We start from the raw sequence: 25,016 nt of genomic DNA on the forward strand, positions 1-25,016 counted from the left end.
CTGCTACCGCTCTGCCCGCACCGGGGCGGTAAGCCAGAAGATTAGATCGTCGAGGAGTTTGAATGCGTCGTTATGCAGTCTGGTTTTCCACGCTTTTCCTGCTGTTTACCTTGAGCCCTTTGGTACAGGCACAACCTGGCTGGCAGCCGATCCCTGACACGATCCGCAAGAGTGAAAAAGACCCGCGTCAGTATCAGGCCATCAAGCTGGATAATGGCATGACGGTGCTGCTGGTGTCCGACCCGCAGGCGACAAAATCGCTTTCCGCGCTGACCATCCCTGTAGGCTCCTTAGAAAACCCGCGCAACCAACAAGGGCTGGCTCATTACCTTGAGCATATGCTGTTGATGGGCTCAAAACGCTATCCTCAACCTGACAATCTGGCCGAATTCCTTAAAAAGCATGGCGGCAGCCACAATGCCAGCACCGCGTCTTATCGCACCGCGTTCTATCTGGAAGTGGAAAACGACGCGCTGGAACCGGCGGTCGATCGCCTGGCGGATGCCATTGCCGAACCGCTGTTGGATCCGGTCAATGCCGATCGTGAACGTCATGCGGTCAATGCGGAACTGACCATGGCTCGCTCACGCGACGGCCTGCGCATGGCGCAAGTGGGTGCCGAAACGCTGAATCCCGATCACCCAAGCTCGCTGTTCTCTGGCGGAAATCTGGACACGTTGAAGGACAAGCCGGATAGCAAATTGCACGATGCGTTAACCGCCTTCTATCAGCGTTACTACTCTGCCAATTTGATGAAGGCGGTGATTTACAGTAATAAGCCGATGGATGAGCTGCAGACCATTGCGGCCAAAACCTTTGGTCGGGTGGCAAACCGTAATGCGACGGTGCCGGCTATCACCGTGCCTGTGGTCACCGACAAGCAGAAAGGCATCATCATTCATTACGTGCCTGCCCAACCGCGCAAGCAGCTGAAAATTGAATTCCGTATTGAAAATAACAGCGACAAATTTCGCAGTAAGACCGACACGCTGATTGCCTATCTGATTGGCAACCGCAGTAAGAATACCCTGTCTGACTGGCTGCAAAATCAGGGGCTGGCGGATTCCATTGATGCCGGTGCCGACCCGGTGGTTGACCGCAACGGCGGCGTGTTCTCCATTTCCGTTTCGCTGACCGATAAAGGCCAGGCCGACCGCGACCGGGTGGTTGCGGCGGTGTTCAGCTACCTGAATACGCTGCGCACTGGCGGCATTGATAAGCGCTATTTCGATGAAGTCGCTAACGTGCTGAATCTCGATTTCCGTTACCCATCCATTACCCGCGATATGGATTATATCGAATGGCTGGCAGACACCATGCTGCGGGTTCCGGTTGCCGATACCCTGGACGCCCCCTATATCGCCGACCAGTACGATCCGCAGGCGATCAAGGCCCGTCTTGACGGCATGACGCCACAGAATGCCCGCATCTGGTACATCAGCCCGAACGAACCTCACAACAAAGTGGCGTATTTCGTTAACGCGCCTTATCAGGTCGATACCATCAGCCCAGAGCATTTCGCGCAGTGGCAGGCGGCCAGTGAAAAAATCGACCTGTCGTTGCCGGTGCTTAACCCCTATATCCCGAACGATTTCAGCCTGATTAAGCCGGATCATAAATACGATCATCCGGCTGAAGTGGTGAATCAGCCAGGCCTGCGGGTGTTTTATATGCCAAGCCAGTATTACGCCGATGACCCCAAGGCCAGTATTACCCTTTCGCTGCGTAATAAAGAGGCGATGAGCACGGCTAAAAATCAGGTGATGTATGGGCTGAATGATTATATGGCCGGGTTGGCGCTGGACGAGCTGAATTCACAGGCCTCGGTGGCGGGGATCAGTTTCTCCACCGGTGAAGACGACGGCGTAACCTTTAGCGCCAGTGGTTTTACTCAGCATCTGCCAGAACTGATGAAAGAGCTGCTGAAAAGCTACGCGACTTACCAGCCCGATCAGCAGATGTTGGATCAGGCTAAGTCCTGGTATCTGGAACGGCTGGCCTCCGCAGCGAAGGGCAAAGCCTTTGAGCTGGCCATTCAGCCTGCCCAGATGGTTTCGCAGCTGCCTTACACCCAACGCAGCGAACGCCGTGCGCTGGTGGCGGGCATCACGCTGGATGACGTAAAAGCCTACCGTAATATGCTGCTGGAGAAGGCGACGCCGGAGCTGATGGTGGTGGGTAACATGACCGAAGCCGCCACTAAGACCCTGGCCACGGACGTGAAGAGCCAGCTGAACTGTTCAGGAGAAAGTTGGTGGCACAGTCAGTATCTGTACATCGACAAGAAAACCTCCGCCAACTTGCAGGATGAAGGCAGCAGTACGGATTCTGCGCTGGCCGCGCTGTATGTCCCGCTGGGCTATCCGGAATATGAGAGCGTCGCCAGTAGCGCGCTGTTAAGCCAGATCATCCAGCCGTGGTTCTACAACCAGCTGCGTACCGAAGAGCAACTGGGCTATGCGGTGTTCTCCTTCCAGATGCCGGTTGGCCGTCAGTGGGGGATTGGCTTCCTGCTGCAGAGTAACGTGAAGCAGCCAGCCTACCTGATGACCCGTTTCCAGGCGTTCTATCCCACCGCGGAAAAACGCCTGCGTGAGATGAGCAAAGACGATTTTGCACAGTATCAGGCGTCGATGATCAACGAGTTGAAGCAGCGACCGCAAACCCTGGATGAAGAAGCCGGACGCTTCAGCAAAGACTTCAACCGTGAAAACTACCAGTTTGATACGCGCGAGAAGGTGATTGCGCAGATCCAGGCGCTGACGCCGGAAAAAATGGCCACCTTCTTCCACAAGGCGGTGATTGAACCGCAGGGCCTGACGCTGTTATCACAAATTTCAGGCAGTCAGCACGATAAGGCGGATTATGCCAAACCAGAAGGCTTTACCAACTGGAAAGAAGTGTCCAAACTGCAGCAATCTTTCCCGGTGAAAAGCGATAAACCATGACTCAACTTGCCCAGCGCCTTGATCCCTTAACGCTGCCATTGCAGGGAGAAAGGCTTATCGAGGCCTCGGCAGGCACCGGCAAGACCTTTACTATCGGGTTACTCTACCTCCGTTTATTGTTAGGGCTGGGCGGCGAAGCGGCTTATAGCCGCCCTCTGCCGGTAGAGGAAATTCTGGTGGTGACCTTCACCGAGGCGGCCACCGCTGAACTGCGTGGACGCATCCGGGAAAACATCCATAAGCTGCGCATCGCCTGCGTGCGGGGGCAGTCTTCAGATGTGATGTTGGCCCAACTCCTTGAGCAAATCCCCGATTTACAGCAGGCCGCTGCCCAGTTACTGGCCGCCGAGCGCCAGATGGATGACGCCGGGATCTTCACTATTCACGGCTTTTGTCAGCGCATGCTCAACCTCAACGCCTTTGAATCCGGCATGCTGTTTGAACAACAGCTGATTGAAGACGAGTATCCGTTACGCCGACAGGCCACGGCTGATTTCTGGCGTCGCTACTGTTATCCGTTGCCCTTGCCGATTGCCCGGGTGATGACCCAGATGTGGCAGGGGCCGGAGCAGTTGCTCAGCACGCTATCGCCCTGGTTGAACGGTGAAGCACCGTCACTCAAACACCCGCCCAATCTGCAGGAAACCTTTACCGAGCGGCATGAAAAAATCATTGCCGAGATTGACCGGCTAAAGGCCGCCTGGCTGGCCGCGGGAAACCTGCATGATGTGATTGCTAACTCTGGCGTGGATAAGCGCAGTTACAGTAGTAAGCACTTACCTAATTGGCTTGAGAAGCTTAATCAGTGGGCGACGGAAGAGACGCAGGATTACAGCTTCCCCAAAGATCTCGAGCGTTTTAGTCAGCGGGTTTTGCTGGAGAAAACCAAAAAGGGTGAAGCACCTCAGCATCCGCTGTTTGACGAGATAGACCACTTCCTGGCGGAGCCTCTCTCTCTGCGTGAGCTGGTGATCGCACGCGCCTTGAGTGAAATCCGTTTTGCCACGCAAAAAGAGAAGCAGCTCAACGCGTTACTGGGCTTTGACGATCTGCTGGGCAGGCTGGACAGTGCGCTTCAGCAACCGGCCGGAGGCGCATTAGCTGAGGCTATCCGTCGCCGCTATCCGGTGGCGCTGATAGATGAATTCCAGGATACCGATCCGCAGCAGTACCGCATTTTCCGTACCCTGTATGGCAAGCAGCCCGAAAATGCGCTGTTGCTGATAGGTGATCCGAAGCAGGCGATCTACGCTTTCCGGGGTGCAGACATCTTCACCTATATGAAAGCGCGTAATGAAGTTAGTGCCCACTATACGCTGGAGACTAACTGGCGCTCTTCTCCGGGCATGGTTAACAGCGTTAACCGTCTGTTTTCTCAGCAACAACATCCGTTTTTATTCAGCGATATCCCGTTTATTGCGGTGCAACCTGCCGGACCGAATGCCGCCCTGAGTTTTACTCTGGATGGCACTGAGCAACCGGCGTTGCGCTTCTGGCTGCAGCCTGGCGACGGCGTGGGAGTAAGTGATTACCAACAGTTTATGGCCCGTCAGTGCGCCGCGGAAATTTGCCACTGGCTAACGGCGGGTCAGCAAGGTACCGCGCTGATTGGCAAAGGCGAAAAACGTCGCCCGGTTCAGGCCTCTGATATCACCGTTCTGGTTCGCAGCCGCGGTGAAGCCTCGGTGATGCGTGAAGCCCTGAATGGCCTGAATATTCCCTCTGTGTATCTTTCAAACCGCGACAGCGTTTTCACCACGCCAGAAGCGCGAGAAATGCTCTGGCTGCTGCAGGCGGTTCTGGCCCCGGAGCAGGAGCGCGTGCTGCGCAGCGCGCTGGCCACCAGCATTTTTGGTCTGGATGCGGTCACGCTGGATGCGCTAAACCAGAATGAGCGTGCCTGGGATGCGCTGGTAGATGAGTTCGACGGCTACCGTCAACGCTGGCTAAAACGCGGCGTGCTGCCGATGCTGCGTGAGCTGATGATTAACCGCAAAATTGCCGAAGATTTACTGGCTTCAGAGAGCGGGGAACGGCGGCTGACCGACCTGCTGCATCTCGGTGAACTGCTGCAGGAAGCCTCGGCCCAGCTGGACAGTGAACATGCGCTGGTTCGCTGGCTGGCGCAGGAAGTGGCTCAGCCCAACGGGCAGTCATCCAGCCAGCAGCTGCGGCTGGAGAGCGATCGTCATCTGGTGCAGATCGTGACCATCCATAAATCCAAAGGATTGCAGTATCCGCTGGTCTGGCTGCCATTTGTCGCCAACTATCGCGAAGCGGGACAGGGCATTTATCACGACCGTGAGAGCTATCAGGCCTTGCTGGATTTGCGTGACGATGAAGAGAGTGTCGAGCTGGCCGAACAGGAACGGCTGGCCGAAGATCTACGGCTGCTGTATGTGGCGCTGACCCGTTCGGTCTGGCATTGCAGCGTAGGCATTGCGCCACTGGTTAAAGGCAACCGCAAGAAAGAGGGCAACAGTGACCTGCATCGCAGCGCGCTGGGCTATCTGGTTCAGCAGGGCGAAGCTGCCGATGCCAGCCAGCTGCTCAGCCATCTCCAGTCACTGGAAAATGATTCTATTGAGGTGATTGCCGCCGCAGCGCCAGATGCCACGCCGTGGCAGCCGGTGCAGGATGAAGAGCAGGTATTAAGCTGCCAGCAGATCGGCCGAACGCTGCGCGATGAGTGGCGAGTTACCAGCTACTCCGGCCTTCAGCAACACGGACAGTCGGTCACCTTCGACCTGCTACCTAAACTGGACGTCGATGCCGCAGGCGAGGGTCAGAACCCGCTGATGAGCCAGCTGACGCCGCACAGTTTTCCGCGCGGCGCGGCGCCGGGGACCTTCCTGCACGGGCTTTTTGAAAACCTGGACTTCACGCAACCGGTTGAGGATGAGTGGCTCAGCGAGCAGCTGCTGGCGCAAGGACATGACCTTGCCTGGCTGCCGGTGATGAAGGCGTGGCTGGCGCGGATACTGCAAACGCCGCTGGATGATTCCGGCATCAGCCTCAGCCAGCTTCCTGCCGATAAGCGCCAGGTCGAGCTGCAGTTCTATCTGCCGATCCAGCAAATGCTGACCGCTTCCAGCCTGGATAAGCTTATTCGCCACCACGATCCGCTTTCAGCCGAGTGCCCTCCGCTAAACTTCCAGCAGGTTCAGGGAATGCTGAAGGGCTTTATCGACCTGGTCTTTTGCTGGCAGGGGAAATATTACCTGCTCGATTACAAATCCAACTGGCTCGGTGCTTCAGCAGAAGACTACACGCCAGAGGCGATGGCGCTGGCAATGCAGTCGCATCGCTATGATTTGCAGTATCAACTCTACAGCCTGGCGCTGCACCGCTATCTGCGCCATCGTCTGGCGGATTATGACTATCAGCAGCATTTTGGTGGCGTGTTCTATCTGTTTTTACGCGGCGTGGACGGCACCGCCAGCGAGAACGGTATTTACCGAACGCGGCCGGATGTTGGGTTTATCACCGCGCTGGATGCGCTGTTTGCCGGTACCGCGCAGGAGGACGTATGTCAGGAATAGCCGCGTTGTTGCAACAGGCCGGTGAACTGCGGCTGTTCCGCTCGCTGGATATTCAATTTGCCCGCATGATCGCGTCTGAAGATCATCCTGCTTTAATGCTGGCCGCGGCCTGCGTCAGCGCGGAAGCGGGAGAAGGGCATGTTTGCCTGCCTTTGGCCCAGTTTACCGAACAGGCATTGTTTGACGGGCGACAGCCTGAACTTGCCCGTCAGCTGTGGCGGGCAGCGGGTGAACCAGACTGGCTGGATCTGCTGCAAAATTCGGAGGCCGTCGGTGACGGTTCCACGGCCACACCGCTGGTTTTGCATCAGCAGCGTCTTTACCTGCACCGCATGTGGCAGTCTGAAGGAGAGGTGGCGCGATTTATTGGGCGGGAAGCCGCTGCAACCGCATTCGACCCGCAGCAGCTGCGCGCAGCACTGGATCGGCAGTTTGGTCAGCAGCCGGATGACTGGCAAAAGATTGCGGCTGCGGTCGCAATCACCCGTCAGATCTCGGTGATTTCCGGCGGACCGGGCACCGGTAAAACCACCACCGTGGCTAAACTGCTGGGCACCTTGCTCTCGCTGTCGGCAGAGACGGTACGTATCCGTCTGGCCGCGCCAACCGGTAAAGCCGCGGCCCGATTGACCGAATCGCTGGGCAAAGCCCTGCAGCGGCTGGAGGTCAGTGACGAGGAGAAACAGCGGTTCCCGGCTGAGGCGACCACGCTGCACCGCCTGCTCGGTGCGGTGCCCGGCAGTCAGAGAATGCGTTATCACGCCGGCAACCCATTGCACCTCGATCTGCTGGTGGTGGATGAAGCGTCGATGGTCGATCTGCCGATGATGGCTAACCTGATTGCCGCGTTACCTTCGCAGGCGCGGGTGATCTTCCTCGGTGACCGCGATCAGCTGGCCTCGGTTGAAGCGGGCGCAGTATTGGGCGATATCTGCCGCTGCGCTGAAACGGGATACAGTCTTGCGCGTGCAGAAGAGCTGAGCGCCTTAACGGGCTGGGTTATCGAAGGACGGGAAGACCCGCAGGCGCCCCCGGTGCGTGACAGCATTTGCCTGCTGCGCAAGAGCTACCGCTTCGATGCCTCTTCAGGAATTGGTCAGCTGGCGCTGGCAGTTAATGCGGGCGATACGCGCCAGGTCGATGCAGTCTTTGCCGCAGATTACGCCGATATTGAGCGCTTCACGTTAGGGAGTAGCGAAGCGTATCTGCATCTGCTTACTGCCTGTGTTGCCGGTTACCGCGACTATCTGAGCCGCCTTGCCGCAGGGGCACAGCCCGCCGATGTGCTGGATGCGTTTAGCCGTTTTCAGCTGCTTTGCGCGCTGCGCGAAGGGCCGTTTGGAGTGATGGGGCTGAATGAGCGCATTGAGGTCTCGCTGCAAAAAGCGGGCTTGATCCGTCGTTCACCGGGGGCGGCGAATAAATGGTATCCCGGTCGGCCGGTGATGATTGCCCGCAACGACAGTGCGTTGGGGCTGTTTAACGGCGACATTGGTATTGCGATGCTGGATGAGGAGCAGGCGCTGAAGGTGTTCTTCCCACTGCCCGACGGCAGCATCAAAGCCGTACAGCCCAGCCGACTGCCGCCGCACGATACTGCCTATGCGATGACGGTGCATAAATCGCAGGGATCCGAATTCGATCACACCGTGCTGGTGCTGCCTAATCAGTTCACTCCGGTGCTGACCCGCGAGCTGGTTTATACCGCCATCACCCGCGCGAAACTACGATTAACGCTATATGCCGAGCAGAACGTGTTAAACAGTGCGGTGAAAATGCGCACCTTGAGGCGCAGCGGGCTGGTCGAACGGCTGACCGAATAATCGGGCTGAGATGAGACGTTAAAAAAGGGGCGATAAATCGCCCCTTTTTGGTCTTCAGGAGAAGAGACGGGCGTGGCGCAAATCGGCCATCAGCACTTTTGAGCGGCGCTGATAGTTGTACATCAGCTTTTTGCTTTCCGGCAGCAGTTCGATATCAACCGGCGTAAAGCCGCGTTCCTGGAACCAGTGAATGCTGCGGGTCGTCAGCACGAAGAGTTTCTTCAGCCCCATCTGACGCGCCTGCAGTGCCACGCGTTCCAGCAAGGCTTCACCGCGCGAGGAACTGCGGTAATCAGGATGCACCGCCACGCAGGCCATCTCGCCAATCGCTTCTTCCGGGAACGGATAGAGCGCGGCACAGCCGATCGTCAGGTTATCGCGCTCAATGATGGTGAACTTATCAATTTCCATCTCCAGTTGCTCGCGAGAGCGACGAACCAGAATTCCCTGCTGCTCCAGCGGACGGATCAACTCCAGAATGCCGCCGATATCATTAATGGTGGCACGGCGGATTTGCTCGGCACTTTCCATCACGATCTGCGTACCAATACCATCACGTGAGAACAGTTCCTGTAACAGCGCGCCGTCTTCCTGGTAGCTGATCAAATGGCTACGACGCACGCCGCTGCGGCAGGCTTTGACCGCACCACGCAGAAAACGCACGGTGCCGGAAAGGTAGTCATCGCGTGTTTCCAGCTCTTCAATACGCTGCTGGGCGTCATTCGGGAACAGCTCGGAGATGATGTTGCCTTCATCATTGGTCACACCCTGTTCGGAGCAGAAACCAATCATCTTCTCGGCTTTCAGCTTGATGGCTAACTGCGTCGCCACTTCCTCAGAGGTCAGGTTGAAGCTCTCGCCGGTAACGGAAACCGCAACCGGCCCCATCAGCACGATTGCGCCGCTGTCCAGCTGACGGTGAATCGCTTCTTCATCGATACGGCGAATACGGCCGCTGTGGCAGTAATCCACACCATCATCCACGCCTAACGGTTGGGCAATAATAAAGTTGCCGCTGACCACATTAATATGCGCGCCCTGCAACGGGGTATTGTTCAGGCTCATCGACAGGCGGGCGGTAATATCCAGCTGTAAACGGCCTGCAGCCTGCTTAACCAGCTCAAGGGATTGCGCATCGGTGACACGGGTATGCTTGTGATAAATCGGCTCCAGCTGGTGTTCAGCCAGGTTGGCGTCTATCTGCGGCCGGGCGCCATACACCACCACCAGGCGAATGCCCAGGCTGTGCAGCAGGCCAATATCATTGACGATGCTTGAGAAGTTCTCATGCTCGATGGCTTCACCACCCAACATAATGACAAACGTCTTACCACGGTGGGCATTGATATAGGGCACGGTATGACGAAAACCCTGAACCAGCTCGGTACTCCGTTCCTTCACGGCAAACCCTCTATGAATTATTATTCGCTAAAAGTGTATTTTTATTCTTTTATTGGCCGGGCGCAAGGGGCAATTTCTCAGTATTTTCTGGTTTCTTCCCCTGGCTGCCACGCTAATACGCTGCATTTTATCGCTTTTTCTGGGTGACACCGCCGGAGGGATTCGCTAAAGTTTTTGCACTTGGTAGTCATTTGGCTTTTTTTTAGACAGAGTTCAGCAAACACCCTGGAGCAGCATGTCCGATTTACCCTCACCTGGCCGTCGCCGGTGGTTAAAAAGCGCCGGCGCCGTCGTGCTGCTGAGCGTCAGTAAAGTAGGGCTGGCCGCCAGCAGCCACGTGGTGGCGATCCGCATCTGGCCATCTTCAACTTATTCCCGGCTGACGCTGGAATCCAACCGCCCGCTGAAATATAAGCAGTTTGCGCTCAGTCATCCCGAACGCGTGGTGATAGATATTGCCAATATCCAGCTTAACCATGCGCTAAAAGGTGTCGGGAACCTGGTGCGCAGCGACGATCCCTACATTAAAAATGCCCGAGTGGGACAGTTCGATGCCAATACCGTCCGGCTGGTGCTTGAGCTGAAGCAAAATGTGTCGCCTAAGATTTTCACCCTCGCACCCGTTGCCGGGATCCGCGACCGCCTGGTGCTGGATCTCTATCCGGCCAAAGGCAGCAGTTACGATCATGCTGACGATCCGCTTCTGGCGTTACTGGAAGATTACAACAAAGGGGATCTGGAAAAGAGCCAGCCTGCAGCGGCGGCTTTGCCGGGCAAGGCGGGGCGGGATCGGCCGATTGTGATCATGCTCGATCCGGGGCACGGCGGCGAAGACTCGGGAGCGATCGGCAAACATAAAACCCGCGAAAAAGACATTGTGCTGAAGATCGCCAGACGACTGAAGGTGTTGATCGACAAGCAGCCCAATATGCGTGCCTATATGACGCGCAACGAAGATGTCTTTATTCCGCTAAAAGTCAGGGTGGCCAAAGCGCGCAAACAGCGTGCCGATCTGTTTATCTCCATCCATGCCGATGCCTTCACCAGCCGAGCGGCACGCGGCTCGTCGGTATTTGCGCTCTCGACCAAAGGTGCGACCAGCACTGCGGCACGTTTTCTGGCGCAGACGCAGAATGAATCAGACCTGATTGGTGGCGTCAGCATGAGCGGCGATCGCTATCTCGATCACACCATGTTCGATATGGTGCAGAGCCTGACCATCAACGACAGCCTGAAATTTGGTAAAGAGGTGTTGTCCCGCATCGGTAAAGTGAACCATTTACATAAACGAACCGTCGACCAGGCCGGTTTTGCCGTGCTGAAAGCGCCCGATATCCCATCAATTCTGGTGGAAACGGCGTTTATCAGTAATTTAGAAGAAGAGCGAAAGCTGCGGACGACGCGTTATCAGCATCAGGTAGCGGAATCTATTCTGGCGGGAATTAAAGCGTACTTCGCCAGTGGCGCAAGCCTGGCACCCAGAAAATAATGGGGATTGTGGGGCGGGGTGCTGCTCGCCCGACATTAAGCGGACAGGCAAATCTATTGCGGGGAAGTTGGCGGAGGCCAGAAACAAAAAAACACCCGTTAAGGTGTTAAGTTGGTTGCGGGAGCCGGATTTGAACCGACGACCTTCGGGTTATGAGCCCGACGAGCTACCAGGCTGCTCCATCCCGCGTCCGTAGTGTACTACTGTTGCTTCCGTCACAACAGGTCTTTCTTTTACTGCTTTCTCCGAAGAGAAATGGTTGCGGGAGCCAGATTTGAACTGACGACCTTCGGGTTATGAGCCCGACGAGCTACCAGGCTGCTCCATCCCGCGTCCGATATACTGTTGCTTCCATCACAACAGGTCTTGCTATTCACAGAACATTCTCCGAGGAGAAATGGTTGCGGGAGCCAGATTTGAACTGACGACCTTCGGGTTATGAGCCCGACGAGCTACCAGGCTGCTCCATCCCGCGTCTGTGGAAGCGCACTATACGCTGTAGGAGTTTTGATGCAACCCCTTTCTGCAATAAAGTCATCAAAATAGCGCTTACTGCTCACTTCTTCTGCATTTTCCTTATTCTCGTACAGCAACCGATGAACTTTACCGTTGAGCCGTTTAATTCTCCCGGTGCCTTTGCTATCTTCGGCGAGGAATTCCGCATAGAGGGCAGTGAAATAATGAAAGGATGTTGGGCGAAGTTTGCAGTAACAGGGGCGTTGCTTGCCCTGCTGGCGGGATGTTCCTCAAAACCGACCGATCGTGGCCAGCAGTATAAAGACGGAAAGCTGGACGAGCCGCTCGGACTGGTCAATCAGCCGAATGCGAAAGGGCGTCCGGTGAATGGCAAAGACTTCAGCGATCAGGTCAGCGAAATCCAGTACGCGTCGCCGGCGATGTATTCCCGCCAGACCGGCACCTACGGTTCGATTAAAGCCTGGCTGATGGCGGGCGGCGACACGCGCCAGCTGCGTCAGTTTGGTCTGGATGCCTATCAGATGGAAGGCACCGATAACTATGGCAACGTGCAGTTCACCGGTTACTACACGCCGGTGCTGCAGGCCCGTTACACGCGCCAGGGCGAGTTCCAGTATCCTTTATACAGAATGCCTGCGCGTGCTAAAGGCGGACGCCTGCCAAGCCGTGCGGACATTTACAGCGGCGCGCTGGGCGATCGCTACATCGTTGGCTACAGCAACTCGCTGATGGATAACTTCATTATGGATGTGCAGGGCAGCGGCTACGTGGATTATGGCGACGGTCGTCCGCTGACCTTCTTTGGTTACGGCGGCAAGAATGGCCACGCGTATCGCAGTATCGGCAAGGTGTTAATCGATCGCGGTGAAGTGAAGCGTGAAGATATGTCGATGCAGGCGATCCGTAAATGGGGCGAAGAGCACAGCCCGGAACAGGTGCGCGAACTGCTGGAGCAGAACCCATCATTTGTGTTCTTCAAGCCAGAAAACTTTGCGCCGGTGCGCGGAGCCAGCGCCGTTCCGCTGGTGGCGAAAGCCTCCGTAGCGTCTGACCGTTCGCTAATCCCGCCGGGTACCGCGTTGCTGGCCGAAGTGCCAATACTGGACAACAACGGTAAATTTACCGGAAAATATGAGATGCGAATGATGGTGTCGCTGGATGTTGGCGGTGCCATCAAAGGCCAACACTTTGATATCTATCAGGGCATCGGTGAGCAGGCGGGGCATATGGCCGGCTGGTTCAACCATTATGGCCGCGTCTGGGTACTGAAATCAGCCCCTGGTGCCGGTGTGCCGGTATTCTCTTCTGCATCAAATAGCACTAACGGTTCCGCTCTGCTGACCCAGTAAGCGATGCTGTTAGCGGGCTGGTTTGCCAGCCCTTCACTGAATTCTGAGGTAAAGCATGACTTCTCTTTCTGACGCCTGGCTGCAACGCTTTGGCGGCACGGCGCGTTTGTATGGGCAACCGGCGCTGCAGCTGTTTGCCGACGCGCATATCTGCGTGGTGGGTATTGGCGGCGTCGGCTCGTGGGCTGCGGAGGCGCTGGCCCGCACCGGCATTGGTGCCATCACCCTGATTGATATGGATGATGTCTGCGTCACCAATACCAACCGGCAGATCCATGCGCTGAAAGAGACGGTTGGCCAGGCGAAAACGGACGTGATGGCCGAGCGTATTCTGGCGATTAACCCGGAGTGTAAAGTCACCTGCGTGGATGATTTTATTACCCCGGATAATACGGCTGAGCTGATGAGCGCCGGCTTTACCTATGTGATTGATGCGATCGACAGCGTCCGGCCAAAAGCCGCGTTGCTGGCCTGGTGCCGCCGCAATAAGATCCCGCTGGTGACCACGGGTGGAGCCGGTGGGCAGATCGATCCGACGCAGATCCAGGTTGCCGATCTGGCGAAGACTATTCAGGATCCGCTGGCGGCCAAACTGCGTGAGCGGCTGAAGAACGATTTTAAGATCGTGAAAAACAGTAAGGGCAAGCTGGGGATCGACTGCGTATTTTCGACGGAAGCGTTGATGTATCCGCAGGCGGATGGCTCGGTTTGTGCCTCCCGCAGCACGGCGGAAGGTCCGAAGAAGATGGATTGCGCGTCAGGTTTTGGTGCGGCGACCATGGTGACGGCAACCTTTGGCTTTATTGCCGTTTCCCATGTGCTGAAAAAGATGATGGCGAAAGCCGCGCGCGCCTGATGGCGAGCACCAGGCGTGAGCCTTAGCTTTCCTTAGCCGCTTTGATCACCGCTTCAGCCAGCGCGCTCAACCCGGCGCTGCGCGACGAGCTCAGCTGGGCACGTAATCCCAGCACATCAAACAGCGTCAGCGGGTCGTGACTCAGCAGAGTGGCGGGTTGCTGACTTTCTACGGCGGTTAATAATACCGCCAGCAATCCGCGCACAATCCGGCCTTCACTGTCACCGTAAAAGTGCAAGCTGCCATCTTCACGCCGTTGATGCCCCAGCCAGACGCGATTTTCACAGCCGCTAAGTTCGATATCCGCCGTTTTTAACGCCTCTGGCAGCGCCGGAAGCTGTTTTCCCATCAGGATCAGCTGACGGTAACGGTCTTCCCATTGCGTATACGCCGAGAATTTTTGTTTCAGGCCGTCCGCGGTGATCAGTTCGCCGAAGGGATGAGGTGCCAGTAAAGAAGTCATGATTAATCGCCTAACAGGTCCAGTGCGGTGGTCATCCCTTTGACCAGCGCGTCTACATCGTGAAGGGTATTATACGGCGCAAATGACGCACGCAAAGTTCCGCTTACCCCTAACGCCTGCACCAGCGGCTGTGCGCAGTGCTGGCCGGCCCTTAAGGCAATGCCGCTTTCCGCCAACAGCGTGACCACATCGCTGTGGTGCACGCCGGCGATATCAAACGAAAGCAGGCTGGAGCGGCTGGCCCGGTAACTGCGGAATCCACTCAGCGCGGAAAGGCGTTCTTCTGCCACATCGGCTAATCCACAACTCCAGCTCTCGGCGGCGTCCAAATCAATGCCTTCCAGCCAGCTTAGCGCGGCGCTTAACCCAATGACGCCGGCGACGTTTGGCGTTCCTGCCTCAAAGCGCCACGGCACCGGCTGCGGGACGAATCCGTCAAAGCTGACGCTGCTCAGCATTTTGCCGCCGCCCTGCCAGGGCTCCATCTCCTCCAGCAGCGCGGTTTTGCCATACAGTGCACCAATGCCCATGGGGCCATACAGCTTGTGGGCAGAAAATGCGTAGAAATCGATATCGTAGGTTTGCACATCCGGCGGCGCGTGAACCACGCCCTGAGCACCATCAATCACTACTTTGGCACCGACACCATGAGCAAGCGCGATGGCCTGAGCGATATCAGGGCAACCGCCGGTGACGTTCGACATTTGTCCAAGGGCCAGCACTTTGGTCTTTGTCGACAGAAGTTCAGGCAGCAAGGCCATATCGGGCAGCAGATGGCTGCCCAGCGGCCACTTCACCACTTTTGCGCCGGTCTGGGCGGCAACCATCAGCCACGGCACCAGGTTGGCGTGATGCTCTGCTTCGCTCACCAGGATTTCATCGCCTGGCGCTAAACGAGGGCGAAAATAGCCCTGAGCCACCAGGTTTATCGCTTCGGTGGTGCCTTTGGTCCAGACGATATTGGTCGCCAGCGGGGCATTCAGCAGCCGGGCAACCTGTTCGCGTGCCTGCTCATATTTTTCGGTTAATTCACGGGCAGCGGCAAACTGGCTGCGGTGGACGGTGCCGGCGCTGAGGCTGTAAAAGTGCTTAGTAGCGTCAATCACTGCCGCGGGTTTTAAGGTGGTGGCCGCACTGTCGAGATAGACTCCAGCATCAGCCAGCGCCGGGAAATGCTGACGAAAGAGGGCGGGATTAAAGCTTGTCATAATTTCCTCGACTAATGATGTATTGGTGCGGTATCACTCAGGACCACTCTGAATAACAGGCATATTCCTGGCAAAGTTGGAAAAGCGGGTTATGCTTTTTCAGGAAAGCTTTAAAACATTACCAGCAGATAAGCACCCTTTTGGCAGGCAATTTACCCGCATTTTGCCAACAGGTCGTGCTCTGAAGGTGATTTATCGGATTACCGTCTTCAAGGAGAATAAAGATGAAAAAATTTGCTGCAATTCTGGCCGCCTGTGCCATGACCTTTACCCTGGCTGCTTGTTCAAGCAACTATGTGATGCATACCAATGATGGCCGCACTATCGTCGCAGACGGCAAACCTGTGGTCGACACCGATACCGGTATGATCAGCTATCAGGATGCCAATGGCAACAAACAGCAGATCAACCGTTCTGACGTGAAAGAAATGGTTGAGATGGGCCAGTAAGCTTCAGGCAAAAAAAAGCACCGCAATTTGCGGTGCTATTAATCACTATGGACAGACAGGGTAAATCTACAGGAATAAAAGATAGCCAGGCTATCAGATCTGAAAAGCGTCAGATCAAATGCAAACACAACATCACGACCACAAGCCAAAAGCCCTTCAAAATCCGGCGTTTCCGCCCCAATTTCAAACTGCTTTTCGTTCCGGCTCAGGAAGTGCGGCAACTATAGGTATTTGCTGGTACATCCTCAACGGACAAATTATAATGTCTCGGATAAAAAAAACTAATACGTAAAGCTCCGTCAGGAGTGTTACTTCCGATGATGTTCAAAAGTATCCGGTAACCATGTCAAAACGTCTTCCCCCTTTAAATGCTCTGCGGGTTTTTGATGCCGCGGCGCGTCATCTCAGCTTTACCAAAGCCGCCGAAGAGCTGTTCGTCACTCAGGCCGCTGTCAGCCACCAGATTAAGTCATTAGAGGACTTTCTTGGGCTGAAGCTGTTTCGTCGTCGAAATCGTTCGCTGTTGCTGACCGAAGAAGGGCAAAGCTATTACCTCGACATTAAAGAGATTTTTACCTCGCTGAATGATGCGACGCGCAAGCTTCAGGCGCGCAGTGCAAAGGGCGCGCTGACGGTCAGTTTGCTGCCCAGTTTTGCCATTCAGTGGCTGGTGCCGAGGCTCACCAGCTTTAACTCAGCTTATCCGGGGATCGACGTACGGATCTCTGCGGTGGACCGCGATGAAGAGAAGCTGGCCGATGATGTCGATGTGGCTATCTTTTATGGTCGTGGCAACTGGCCGGGCCTGCGGGTGGAAAAACTCTATGCCGAATATCTGCTGCCGGTCTGTTCGCCCTTACTTCTGACCGGGGATAAGCCGCTGAAGACGCCGGAAGACCTGGCTAACCAGACGTTGCTGCATGATGCCTCGCGCCGGGACTGGCAGTCCTACACCCGGCAGCTGGGCGTGGGGCATATTAATGTGCAGCAAGGGCCGATCTTCAGCCATAGCGCGATGGTGCTGCAGGCGGCAATCCACGGGCAGGGCGTGGCGCTGGCGAATAATGTGATGGCGCAAACCGAGCTGGAAGCGGGACGGCTGGTTTGCCCGTTCAATGACGTTTTAGTCAGTAAAAACGCTTTTTATCTGGTTTGTCATGACAGTCAGGCAGAACTGGGTAAAATAGCCGCCTTCCGGCAGTGGATCCTGGCAAAAGCCGCCAGTGAACAAGAAAAATTCCGCTTTCGATACGAAAGCTGAGATGTGATTTTTTGCCGCGTGGCCTGATGGCGGCGCGTGCACCCTCTGAGGATCTGGGAAATGTCGAGTCGTGCGATGCTGGTTTTTGCAGCAATAAGCGGGTTTGTCTATGTGATGCTGGGGGCTTTTGGCGCCCACGTATTGAGTAAATCGCTGGGGCCAGCGGAAATGGCCTGGATTAAAACCGGTCTGGATTACCAGGCGTTCCATACGCTGGCGATCATGGGTCTGGCTGCGGCGATGATCCGCCGGGCTAATTTCTGGTTTTACTGGAGCAGCGCCTTGCTGGCCCTGGGGACGGTGTTGTTCAGTGGCAGCTTATATTGTCTGGCACTCTCGCACCTGAAGCTGTGGGTTTTCGTTACACCAATCGGCGGCACCTGCTTCCTGATTGGCTGGATTTTGATGTTGGTTGGCGCGCTGCGTCTGAAAAAAAGGGCAGAACGCCATGAATAAAGTATTACTGTATTGCCGTCAGGGCTTTGAGAAAGAGTGTGCGGCAGAAATTACCGCTAAAGCCGCCCAGCGTGAAGTGTTTGGCTTTGCACGGGTAAAAGATGATTCCGGCTACGTGCTGTTTGAATGCTATCAGGCCGAAGAAGCGGAAAAGCTGATTGCCGAGCTGCCTTTCAGCGAGCTGATTTTTGCCCGCCAGATGATTGTGGTCGGCGAACTGCTGCGCGACCTGCCGCCGGAAGACCGCGTCACGCCGGTAACCGGCATGCTGACCGGCTTTGTCGAGAAGGGCGGCGAACTGCGTGTCGAAGTACCCGACACTAACGAAAGCAAAGAGCTGCTCAAGTTTTGCCGTAAGTTCACCGTACCGCTGCGCAGCAGCCTGCGTGCAGCCGGCATTTTGCTGAAATACGAGACCGACCGCCGTCCGGTGGTGCACGTGTTCTTTATCGCGCCGGGCTGTTGCTACGTTGGCTACTCAATGCCGAAAAACAACTCGCCGCTGTTTATGGGCATCCAGCGCCTGAAGTTTCCTTCCGATGCACCCAGCCGTTCCACGCTGAAGCTGGAAGAAGCCTTCCACGCCTTTATCCCGGCCGATGAATGGGATGAGCGTTTGGGCAGCGGATTATTCGCGGTAGATTTAGGCGCCTGTCCAGGCGGCTGGACCTATCAGCTGGTGAAACGCAGCATGATGGTTCATGCGGTAGATAATGGCCCGATGGCGCCAAGCCTGATGGATACCGGTCAGGTGTTTCACCACCGTGAAGACGGCTTTAAATACCGCCCAACCCGCAGCAATATCTACTGGGTGGTGTGCGACATGGTCGAGAAGCCGGTACGTGTTGCCAACCTGATGGCTGACTGGGTGGTTAACGGCTGGTGCCGTGAGGCGATCTTTAACCTCAAGCTGCCCATGAAAAAGCGTTATGAGGAAGTGTCGCAGAACCTGGCGATGATCGACGAGAAGCTGAAGGCCAACGGCATTAATGCCCAGATCCAGGCCCGTCAGCTGTATCACGATCGTGAAGAAGTGACGGTGCACATTCGCCGCATTTGGGCTGCAGAACCCGGACGTCGTGACGAGAAGTAAGCTTCCTTAATAAAATCCCCGGCTGGACTGCCATGAGCAGAAGATTTGCTTTCGCAAAGCCTCTGCCTTCGCTCTGCCAGGGTGGGGATCATTGCAACCGCGTTGAAATTACCCTGCCAGCTGCGGGTGGCAGGGCGTTCAGATTTGCTGTGGCAAACGTAACTCTTTGAGATTCCCTTCCAGCACCAAATCCGTTTTCAGCGTGGCGACCTGCCGGCAAATCTCTGCCATCTGCTGATGTTCCTGAAGCTTCTTCTGCCACTTTGTCGGCACCGAGGCAAGCTGCTGATAGACAGCGTCCAGCGTACCAAACTCCCTTAACAGTTCCGCCGCGCTTTTAGCACCAATTCCGGCTACGCCTGGGATCTTACTGCTGCTAATGCCTGCCAGCCCCCAGTAATCGGTCAGCTGTGCGGGCGACACGCCAAATTCCGCGTCGATAAAAGGCACATCCAGCCAGCGTTTCTGGAAATAATCGCGGATCTGGATCGCGGGTGCCAGCAGCTGGCAATAGCCTTTATCGGTCGAAACGATGGTGGCCTGATGGCCGCCAGCCGCCACTTTGCAAGCCAGCGTGGCCGCCAGATCGTCGGCTTCTTCACCGGCAACCTGCCAGCAGGCCACGCCAGCGGCAGCGAAAGCGGCGCGCAGCAGCGGCATCTCCTCATGCAGGCTGTCCGGCATTGGCGTGCGGCCGGCTTTGTAGCCCGGCAGCAGCTGATGCCGCCAGCCTTCATGACGTTCGTCATCGTCAAACACCGCTACCGCATGGGTAGGATTGCTGTGCCGGATTAACTGGTGCAGGGCGTTGACGCAGGTTTCCTGGCACGGGGAACCCTGCACAGCATGGATACGGCGGATCAGGTTCAGGGCATCAACAATCAGCAAATGAATAGTCATAAGTACCACGAGGGCGGAGCGACCCAAGAGCCGCTCCGGTTGGGAGTGTTATTTGATGATTTCGTAGCAGGGGATGTAGGCTGTGCCCGGCAGCTTCATGCGGTGTTGAGCAACAAATCCCTGTAACAAATCGTCCATGCGGCGCATCATTTCCGGATCGCCATGCAGCTTATACGGGCCTTTTTCTTTAATCGCCTTGATGCCCATATCCTTCACGTTCCCGGCAACGATGCCCGAGAAAGCCCGGCGCAGCGCGGCAGCAAGCTGCTCGGCAGGCTGGTCAGGATGAAGATTCAGGTTGGCCATATTTTCATGCGTTGGCATAAACGGCACCTGAAGATCCGGCGCGATACGAATCGACCAGTTAAAACTGTAAGCATCGCCGGTTTCACGACGGTGCTCTTTCACTTTCGGCATCGCTTTTTTCATCAGGCGTGCCACTTCCGGTGCATCATCAATGATGATGGTGTAGTGCTGGCGGGCCGCTTCACCCAGGGTGCTGACGATAAATTCATCCAGCACGTTAAAGTAGTCTGCACTCTCTTTGGGGCCGGTCAGGATCAGCGGCAACACCTGATCATGGTTGTGCGGATTCATCAAAATACCCAGCAGGTAAAGTAGCTCTTCAGCCGTTCCTACGCCGCCCGGGAAGATGATGATGCCGTGGGCGATACGAACAAACGCTTCAAGGCGCTTTTCAATATCCGGCATGATAATCAGCTCATTGACCAGCGGGTTCGGTGGCTCAGCGGCAATAATCGACGGCTCCGTCAGGCCGATAAAGCGACCTTCTTTATAGCGTTGCTGGGCATGGCCCACCGCCGCGCCTTTCATTGGCGCTTCCATCACACCCGGCCCACAGCCGGTGCAGATATTTAGCTCACGCAAACCTAACTGCGAGCCGACATTACGGCAGTATTGATATTCCACCGCGTTTATCGAGTGGCCGCCCCAGCACACCACGGTATTGGGTTCTTCGCCAATATGCAGCGCACGGGCGTTGCGCAGGATTGAGAACACCATATTGGTCAGCTGCACGGTGTCTTCAATATCCAGATTCTGGAAACGTTCGTTGCTGTTGAGCTGGCCGTTTACAAACAGAATATCGCGCAGCACCGCAAACAGGTTGGCCTGCAGGGAACGAATAATCCGGCCATCAACAAAGGCCTCTTCCGGTGGATTGATCAATTCCAGCTTCACGCCGCGCTCACGACGAAGGACGTTGATATCAAAATTCTCAAAACGAGAAAGCAACTCATGGCTGCTGTCGGTCTGACTTCCGGAGTTAAGTACGGCAAGAGAACAGTTGCGGAATAACTGGTAAAGGTCGCTGCTGGCAGTCTGCTTCAGCATATCGACTTCCAGTTGAGACAGCAGATCCATTGAGCCCAACGGGCTGACATGTGTAATCAAATTAACTCCTTTACACCCATCCGGGTGATCGTCACTCCATGGTCTGGCCCGCAACACAGGCCGGACGCGGAGAGTAAAATCCCTGAGCCCGGTGATTACCTGAGCCCACTCCAGAGTAGCCTTGTCAGCAGGGATTTAACAAGGTGTCGCGCGATGCTTATGCGGCGCGGCGCGCAAAACTTCGTGGATTACTGGCGGACCAGCCGTGAATGCCCCGGTCTGAACTCGCCATTGCTGCGCCATGGGTTGATATCCAGGCCGCCGCGTCGGGTATAACGGGCATAGACGCTGAGCTTTTCCGGCTTACAGAAGCGCAGGATGTCGTTAAATATACGTTCGACGCACTGTTCGTGAAATTCGTTGTGATGGCGGAAAGAGACCAGATAGCGCAGCAAAGCTTCGCGCTGGATGCGCGGCCCGCGATAGCTGATCTGCACCGAGCCCCAGTCGGGCTGATTGGTGATCAGGCAGTTAGACTTCAGCAAATGGCTGACCAGCTGCTCTTCCACTATTTCCGGCTGCGTTGCCTGCTCAAGGTAATCCGTGGTGAACTGGTAATTATCAATTTCGATATCCTGTTCATCAATGCAGGAGCCAGCAAAATGGCCAATCGGCTGGCCTTCCACTTCCTGCAGGCGGAACAGGGCGACGGTGACCTCACCTTCAGCACAGGCGCTGAGGTCGCGTTCCAGCGCGGCCCGGACATCGCCCCAGCCGGCAAATTTGGTCTGATTGAAGCTGTTCAGATAGAGCTTAAAGCTTTTGGATTCGATCAGATTGATGCTGTCGGCCTGCAGGGTGATTTCGCCCACCGCGACCTGTGGCAGGCCTTTCGCGTTCAGCCAGGACAGTTCATATAGCGTCCAGATATCGGCACCGTGGAAGGGCAGGCTATCGGGATACAGACCCAGAGGTTCGCGATTCATGCTGCGCGGAACGGCTTGCAGTAAAGAGGGTTGGTATTTATCGTGGTATTCTGTTGGCTTGCCGAGCGTCAGGTTGCTTAGCGCCTGATGTGGATCCGTTAAAGACATCGTAATAACCTTATGGCCTGCCGTTTGCAGGCGGTAGAGCAGAATGCAGAGATAGCCTTAGTGTAACTCAGGCTACAGAGAGTGAAAAAAGAATGATTGAAGAAACCAGCCGTGCCTTAACCGAGTTTACGCAAAAATATTGTGACGAATGGGACCGTGTATGCGGCCATCCGCCAGCCAGTGTGGAATTACTGGGTGTGCCTTCACCTTGCGTGCAGCAGACCGGCGCCGACGAACTTTACTGGCTACCGCAGCCGTTCACTCTGGCGCAGAACCTGGAAGCGGTTGAACGCGCCATTGAGTTCCGCATTCAGCCTTCCGTTGCCGCCTGGTACAGTACGCAATTCGCGGGCGATATGACGGCCACGTTTGGCGGAAAAGCCTGTACCTTGCTGCAAACCTGGAGCGAAGAGGATTATCTGCGCGTGCAGGAAAATCTTATCGGTCATCTGGTGATGAAGCGTCGCTTGAAACAGTCGCCAACGCTGTTTATCGCCACCACGGATTCGGAACTGGAGGTGATTTCGGTGTGCAATCTGACTGGCGAAGTGATTCTGGAGCAGCTGGGAACGGAAAAGCGCAGTCTGCTGGCGCCCGATTTGGAACTGTTTATCGCTGAGTTACAGGTTGAACTGCCCGCAGGCCGAAAAGGGTGATTTTTCTGTGCGATATCTCTCACAACCGCTGTGAGATATCGCTAAAAATAGCGCTGGCATATAAAAAGGCTTTCAAACTAATTGATTATTAATCAACTATATATATCTTTCAGCCTGCCAGCTTCACGCCAATTACCGCGGATTTTAACGCCAGCCATATTGTTTGCTTATGCCAATTTGTCAAAATAGCCTAATCAGAACGGATTCTGTGACTTAAGGATTGAGTCAGGACCCCCTCTGGATGAGGTTGCAAGGAAATCTTCAGGATGAAGAAAGGATGTCTCAGGATGAGATCAGGTACACCTCCAGGATGGAGAAGTGAGCTGTCAAATACGATAGCGAGACAGGATGCAAGGGATTATCACCAGATAGGTGATTTGTAAGGAAAACTGGGGACAAAGTTATCAAGGACGAGCAGGGAGCATTAGCGTGGCGGGATTGCTGCAAACGAACCGGGAGCACTGTTATTACAGTGCTCCTTTTTTTTGTCGCTATTTTCCCAATCCGGGCGCGAGTGGTATGCTTGCGGCCATTAAAAACCGGATAACAGGGAGCAGCCAATGAGCCGCGAACAACAGGTTCTGCTTCGCCTTCAGGCGATTGAACAACTACTGCACGATAAAGGGCTGTGGCAGTCCATCCCACCTGAAAGCGAGGCTTTCAACAGCGTGGAACCTTTCTGCGTGGATACCATGATGCCGCTGCAATGGCTTCAGTGGATCTTCCTGCCAAGAATGCATGCGCTGATCGATGCCGGCACCGAACTGCCGGTGAAATTAGCCCTCGCGCCGTATTACGAAATGGCCCTTGAAGCCGATATGCCCGAGCGCACCAGCCTGCTGCATGTCCTTGTCGCGCTGGATGATCTGTTTGAGCATGATGCCTGATGCTTGAGATCCTTTATCAGGACCAGTGGCTGGTTGCCGTCAATAAGCCGGCCGGCTGGCTGGTACACCGCAGCTGGTTAGATCGCCATGAGACGGTGTTCGTGATGCAGACCCTGCGCGACCAGATTGGTCAGCATGTTTTCACCGTACATCGGTTGGATCGGCCGACGTCCGGCGTGCTGCTGCTGGCGTTATCGAGCGAGGTAGCGCGCCTGCTATCGCAACAGTTCGAACAGCATGCGATGCAGAAAACCTACCATGCGGTGGTCAGAGGCTGGCTGGAAGGGGAAGAGACCCTCGACTATGCGCTGACCGAAGAGCTGGACAAAATCGCTGATAAATTCACTCACCCGGACAAAGCGCCCCAGCCTGCGGTAACCCACTGGAAATCGCTGGCCAAAGCAGAGCTGCCGGTCGCGGTCAGTCGTTACGACTCTTCGCGCTTCAGCCTGGTCGAACTCAAGCCTGAAACAGGGCGTAAACACCAGCTGCGCCGTCATTTACGCCATCTTCGCCATCCGATTATCGGCGACAGCGCGCACGGCGATCTGAAACAAAACCGCAGCGCGGCGCAGCACTTCGGCATGAAGCGTTTGATGCTGCATGCCAGCGAGCTGAGCCTGCTGCATCCGGTCACCGGTGAACCGTTGGTGCTGCGTGCCGGCCTCGATTCGGTGTGGCAAGGTTGCATGTCTGCCTTTTGTTGGCAGGAGTGCCTTCCGCAGATCCCAAGGGTTGAGTTTGTGGCGGCTAACCTGCAGGATAGTCCCTCAGAATAAGCGCCAGCAATGGAGAAAAGCATGGCTCAGGTAGGTATTTTTGTAGGCACCGTTTACGGTAATGCGCTGCTGGTGGCGGAAGAGGCTGAACCTCTGCTGATCGACCAGGGACATCAGGTTAAGATTTTCGAAGATCCGACGCTGGATGACTGGCAGCGTTATGCCGATCATGTGGCGCTGATTATCACCTCGACCACCGGTCAGGGTGATTTACCGGACAGCATCGCACCGCTGTTTCATGCCATCAAAGACAAGCTGGGCCATCAGCCAACGTTGCAGTACGGTGTAATTGCGTTGGGCGACAGCAGCTACGAAGATTTTTGTGGCGGCGGGAAGAAGTTTGATGCCCTGTTGCAGGAACACAATGCGAAACGCGTGGGTGAGGTGCTGTTAGTGGATGCGACTGAGAACCCGGAACCGGAAGAGATCACTTCTCCGTGGATTGAAGACTGGGCAAAGCAGATCGGCTAAACCGCTGACGCTTTTCCCGACGACGGTTGGGTCGGGCGCATCAGGCATTAACAGCCGGATG

General features: G+C 55.7%; 20 protein-coding genes and 3 tRNA genes. 14 read left to right on the top strand and 9 right to left on the bottom strand.

Features of this window, described 5'->3' with window-relative positions:
- Nucleotides 1–62 precede the first annotated feature (62 nt).
- Genes ptrA through recD form a run of 3 tightly spaced genes read left to right on the top strand, consistent with a single transcriptional unit; the run spans nt 63 to nt 8,313 of the window.
- The gene (gene ptrA, locus AC1UKS_RS04705) at nt 63–2,948 is read left to right on the top strand and encodes a pitrilysin (protein ID WP_482435979.1); all 2,886 of its coding nucleotides are present in this window, start codon (nt 63–65) and stop codon (nt 2,946–2,948) included.
- The gene (gene recB, locus AC1UKS_RS04710; RefSeq protein ID WP_482435980.1) at nt 2,945–6,490 is read left to right on the top strand and encodes an exodeoxyribonuclease V subunit beta; all 3,546 of its coding nucleotides are present in this window, start codon (nt 2,945–2,947) and stop codon (nt 6,488–6,490) included. The genes ptrA and recB overlap by 4 nt, the downstream gene beginning before the upstream one ends.
- Nucleotides 6,478–8,313 (top strand): exodeoxyribonuclease V subunit alpha, encoded by a 1,836-nt coding sequence (gene recD / locus AC1UKS_RS04715; RefSeq protein WP_482435981.1) that lies wholly within the window; start codon nt 6,478–6,480, stop codon nt 8,311–8,313. Before recB ends, recD begins: the two co-directional genes overlap by 13 nt.
- Before the next feature lie 54 nt (nt 8,314–8,367).
- Here the strand turns inward: recD and argA are convergent, their stop codons facing one another.
- A complete protein-coding gene (gene argA / locus AC1UKS_RS04720) occupies nt 8,368–9,714 on the bottom strand; it encodes an amino-acid N-acetyltransferase (RefSeq protein ID WP_013203590.1) in 1,347 nt (448 codons plus the stop codon).
- A gap of 235 nt (nt 9,715–9,949) precedes the next feature.
- Between argA and amiC the strand changes: the two genes are divergently transcribed.
- Nucleotides 9,950–11,203 carry an N-acetylmuramoyl-L-alanine amidase AmiC gene (gene amiC, locus AC1UKS_RS04725; RefSeq protein WP_105760082.1) on the top strand — a complete coding sequence of 418 codons (1,254 nt, stop codon included), beginning with the start codon at nt 9,950–9,952 and terminating at the stop codon, nt 11,201–11,203.
- Between the two features lie 112 nt (nt 11,204–11,315).
- Here the strand turns inward: amiC and AC1UKS_RS04730 are convergent.
- From AC1UKS_RS04730 to AC1UKS_RS04740, 3 genes are all read right to left on the bottom strand, one after another.
- Nucleotides 11,316–11,392: transfer RNA gene (locus AC1UKS_RS04730), tRNA-Met, on the bottom strand.
- Nucleotides 11,393–11,459: 67 nt separating this feature from the next.
- A tRNA-Met gene (locus AC1UKS_RS04735) sits at nt 11,460–11,536 on the bottom strand.
- 65 nt (nt 11,537–11,601) lie between these two features.
- Nucleotides 11,602–11,678, bottom strand: a tRNA-Met gene (locus tag AC1UKS_RS04740).
- 205 nt (nt 11,679–11,883) lie between these two features.
- Between AC1UKS_RS04740 and mltA the strand changes: the two genes are divergently transcribed.
- Both mltA and tcdA read left to right on the top strand, forming a co-directional pair.
- On the top strand, nt 11,884–13,029 hold the full coding sequence (gene mltA, locus AC1UKS_RS04745) for a murein transglycosylase A (protein ID WP_013203587.1): 1,146 nt from the start codon (nt 11,884–11,886) through the stop codon (nt 13,027–13,029).
- 55 nt (nt 13,030–13,084) lie between these two features.
- On the top strand, nt 13,085–13,885 hold the full coding sequence (tcdA, locus tag AC1UKS_RS04750; RefSeq protein ID WP_482435982.1) for a tRNA cyclic N6-threonylcarbamoyladenosine(37) synthase TcdA: 801 nt from the start codon (nt 13,085–13,087) through the stop codon (nt 13,883–13,885).
- Between the two features lie 22 nt (nt 13,886–13,907).
- On the opposite strand, the gene csdE is transcribed toward tcdA, so the two are convergent.
- Nucleotides 13,908–14,351 (bottom strand): cysteine desulfurase sulfur acceptor subunit CsdE, encoded by a 444-nt coding sequence (gene csdE, locus AC1UKS_RS04755; RefSeq protein WP_482436883.1) that lies wholly within the window; start codon nt 14,349–14,351, stop codon nt 13,908–13,910.
- On the bottom strand, nt 14,351–15,556 hold the full coding sequence (gene csdA / locus AC1UKS_RS04760; protein ID WP_482435983.1) for a cysteine desulfurase CsdA: 1,206 nt from the start codon (nt 15,554–15,556) through the stop codon (nt 14,351–14,353). Before csdA ends, csdE begins: the two co-directional genes overlap by 1 nt.
- 224 nt (nt 15,557–15,780) lie before the next feature.
- Here csdA and AC1UKS_RS04765 point away from each other — a divergent pair, with 224 nt between their 5' ends.
- The 4 genes from AC1UKS_RS04765 to rlmM all read left to right on the top strand — a co-directional run bounded on the left by AC1UKS_RS04765 (nt 15,781) and on the right by rlmM (nt 18,815).
- Complete coding sequence (locus AC1UKS_RS04765; RefSeq protein WP_013203583.1) at nt 15,781–16,005, top strand: YgdI/YgdR family lipoprotein; 225 nt, start codon at nt 15,781–15,783, stop codon at nt 16,003–16,005.
- 343 nt (nt 16,006–16,348) lie between these two features.
- Nucleotides 16,349–17,266, top strand: coding sequence for a transcriptional regulator GcvA (locus AC1UKS_RS04770; protein WP_013203582.1), 918 nt, complete (start codon nt 16,349–16,351; stop codon nt 17,264–17,266).
- Between the two features lie 60 nt (nt 17,267–17,326).
- Complete coding sequence (locus AC1UKS_RS04775; protein ID WP_482435984.1) at nt 17,327–17,722, top strand: DUF423 domain-containing protein; 396 nt, start codon at nt 17,327–17,329, stop codon at nt 17,720–17,722.
- Nucleotides 17,715–18,815, top strand: coding sequence for a 23S rRNA (cytidine(2498)-2'-O)-methyltransferase RlmM (gene rlmM / locus AC1UKS_RS04780; protein ID WP_013203580.1), 1,101 nt, complete (start codon nt 17,715–17,717; stop codon nt 18,813–18,815). Before AC1UKS_RS04775 ends, rlmM begins: the two co-directional genes overlap by 8 nt.
- A gap of 138 nt (nt 18,816–18,953) precedes the next feature.
- Here the strand turns inward: rlmM and xni are convergent, their stop codons facing one another.
- From xni to queF, 3 genes are all read right to left on the bottom strand, one after another.
- Nucleotides 18,954–19,715, bottom strand: a complete 762-nt coding sequence (gene xni / locus AC1UKS_RS04785) for a flap endonuclease Xni (protein ID WP_265908632.1) — start codon at nt 19,713–19,715, stop codon at nt 18,954–18,956.
- 48 nt (nt 19,716–19,763) lie between these two features.
- The gene (ppnN, locus tag AC1UKS_RS04790) at nt 19,764–21,128 is read right to left on the bottom strand and encodes a nucleotide 5'-monophosphate nucleosidase PpnN (RefSeq protein WP_053143811.1); all 1,365 of its coding nucleotides are present in this window, start codon (nt 21,126–21,128) and stop codon (nt 19,764–19,766) included.
- A gap of 188 nt (nt 21,129–21,316) precedes the next feature.
- Nucleotides 21,317–22,162: an NADPH-dependent 7-cyano-7-deazaguanine reductase QueF gene (gene queF, locus AC1UKS_RS04795; RefSeq protein ID WP_265908634.1), complete on the bottom strand. Its 846-nt coding sequence runs from the start codon at nt 22,160–22,162 to the stop codon at nt 21,317–21,319.
- Between the two features lie 92 nt (nt 22,163–22,254).
- On the opposite strand from queF, the gene syd reads away from it, so the two are divergent.
- The 4 genes from syd to AC1UKS_RS04815 all read left to right on the top strand — a co-directional run bounded on the left by syd (nt 22,255) and on the right by AC1UKS_RS04815 (nt 24,955).
- Nucleotides 22,255–22,818, top strand: a complete 564-nt coding sequence (gene syd / locus AC1UKS_RS04800) for a SecY-interacting protein (RefSeq protein ID WP_482435985.1) — start codon at nt 22,255–22,257, stop codon at nt 22,816–22,818.
- 560 nt (nt 22,819–23,378) lie between these two features.
- Entirely contained in the window at nt 23,379–23,705 is a 327-nt protein-coding gene (locus AC1UKS_RS04805) for a YqcC family protein (RefSeq protein ID WP_013203575.1), read from the top strand.
- Nucleotides 23,705–24,484: a tRNA pseudouridine(65) synthase TruC gene (gene truC, locus AC1UKS_RS04810; RefSeq protein WP_482435986.1), complete on the top strand. Its 780-nt coding sequence runs from the start codon at nt 23,705–23,707 to the stop codon at nt 24,482–24,484. Before AC1UKS_RS04805 ends, truC begins: the two co-directional genes overlap by 1 nt.
- A gap of 21 nt (nt 24,485–24,505) precedes the next feature.
- Complete coding sequence (locus AC1UKS_RS04815; protein WP_482435987.1) at nt 24,506–24,955, top strand: flavodoxin; 450 nt, start codon at nt 24,506–24,508, stop codon at nt 24,953–24,955.
- The last annotated feature ends 61 nt before the right edge of the window (nt 24,956–25,016 follow it).

Source organism: Erwinia sp. AK-PDG3-5 (assembly GCF_056821705.1).

Excerpts from the sequence above, each read along its gene's own strand:
- ptrA (WP_482435979.1), top strand. The coding sequence starts at position 63 with ATGCGTCGTTATGCAGTCTGGTTTTCCACGCTTTTCCTGCTGTTTACC.
- recB (WP_482435980.1), top strand. The coding sequence starts at position 2,945 with ATGACTCAACTTGCCCAGCGCCTTGATCCCTTAACGCTGCCATTGCAG.
- recD (WP_482435981.1), top strand. The coding sequence starts at position 6,478 with ATGTCAGGAATAGCCGCGTTGTTGCAACAGGCCGGTGAACTGCGGCTG.
- amiC (WP_105760082.1), top strand. The coding sequence starts at position 9,950 with ATGTCCGATTTACCCTCACCTGGCCGTCGCCGGTGGTTAAAAAGCGCC.
- mltA (WP_013203587.1), top strand. The coding sequence starts at position 11,884 with ATGAAAGGATGTTGGGCGAAGTTTGCAGTAACAGGGGCGTTGCTTGCC.
- tcdA (WP_482435982.1), top strand. The coding sequence starts at position 13,085 with ATGACTTCTCTTTCTGACGCCTGGCTGCAACGCTTTGGCGGCACGGCG.
- csdA (WP_482435983.1), bottom strand. The coding sequence starts at position 15,556 with ATGACAAGCTTTAATCCCGCCCTCTTTCGTCAGCATTTCCCGGCGCTG.
- AC1UKS_RS04765 (WP_013203583.1), top strand. The coding sequence starts at position 15,781 with ATGAAAAAATTTGCTGCAATTCTGGCCGCCTGTGCCATGACCTTTACC.
- AC1UKS_RS04770 (WP_013203582.1), top strand. The coding sequence starts at position 16,349 with ATGTCAAAACGTCTTCCCCCTTTAAATGCTCTGCGGGTTTTTGATGCC.
- AC1UKS_RS04775 (WP_482435984.1), top strand. The coding sequence starts at position 17,327 with ATGTCGAGTCGTGCGATGCTGGTTTTTGCAGCAATAAGCGGGTTTGTC.
- rlmM (WP_013203580.1), top strand. The coding sequence starts at position 17,715 with ATGAATAAAGTATTACTGTATTGCCGTCAGGGCTTTGAGAAAGAGTGT.
- xni (WP_265908632.1), bottom strand. The coding sequence starts at position 19,715 with ATGACTATTCATTTGCTGATTGTTGATGCCCTGAACCTGATCCGCCGT.
- queF (WP_265908634.1), bottom strand. The coding sequence starts at position 22,162 with ATGTCTTTAACGGATCCACATCAGGCGCTAAGCAACCTGACGCTCGGC.
- syd (WP_482435985.1), top strand. The coding sequence starts at position 22,255 with ATGATTGAAGAAACCAGCCGTGCCTTAACCGAGTTTACGCAAAAATAT.
- AC1UKS_RS04805 (WP_013203575.1), top strand. The coding sequence starts at position 23,379 with ATGAGCCGCGAACAACAGGTTCTGCTTCGCCTTCAGGCGATTGAACAA.
- truC (WP_482435986.1), top strand. The coding sequence starts at position 23,705 with ATGCTTGAGATCCTTTATCAGGACCAGTGGCTGGTTGCCGTCAATAAG.
- AC1UKS_RS04815 (WP_482435987.1), top strand. The coding sequence starts at position 24,506 with ATGGCTCAGGTAGGTATTTTTGTAGGCACCGTTTACGGTAATGCGCTG.